1 pseudogene is annotated in these 598 nt (G+C 34.4%); it reads right to left on the reverse strand.

The features are described 5' to 3' along the window. Positions 1 to 3: 3 nt before the first annotated feature. Positions 4 to 598: pseudogene (locus EO120_RS09090) on the reverse strand (IS256 family transposase); the annotation flags it as partial.

A 598-nucleotide genomic window follows, 5' to 3' on the forward strand; every position in this document is an offset into this window, starting at 1 on the left:
TTTTTAATCCCATGAAGAATTGAAACTTTTATCATAAAAGTGTAAATCACTCCAAACAATAGCATCACCCCATGTTGAAATTGATGCTTCTAACTTAGATCTTTCATTCATGGTATTATATATAGTAGAGATACTTTTATTGGTCGGCATAACCTCGAGTATTTCTTTAAGTGAAAGCGGGTTCGGTGAGTGCATATAGCACCACCAGAACACCGCTTTTATTCGTTTTTCTATGGTCATTCCTCTGTGGTTACGTAACACAGCTCTTAATTGAGCATTAATTCCGCCTTCAATACGATTATTAGTGCTAGGGCATTTAAAATCAAAAGCATCATTTAAATACGTAAACAAATTACCATTACGAACTAATATATTTAGTGAATTTTCTGCTTTTAAAAGACGTTCATGTTTAGGTCTAATCGTTCCGTTATCATCCGTTGTTGTTTCAGCTAAAAACTTTCGATGCTTAATTTTCCATGCCGATATACTCTGTACCCATAATCTAGCGTCCTCCTGTGTTTTTATGTGAAACAACTCTTTTGCAATTCCATATAATTCAACTCCAGCAATAGTTTTTGGACGTGTTGTTGTATACCGT

This window comes from Veillonella caviae, assembly GCF_003992125.1.
GTDB classification, from domain to species: Bacteria; Bacillota; Negativicutes; order Veillonellales; family Veillonellaceae; genus Veillonella; species Veillonella caviae.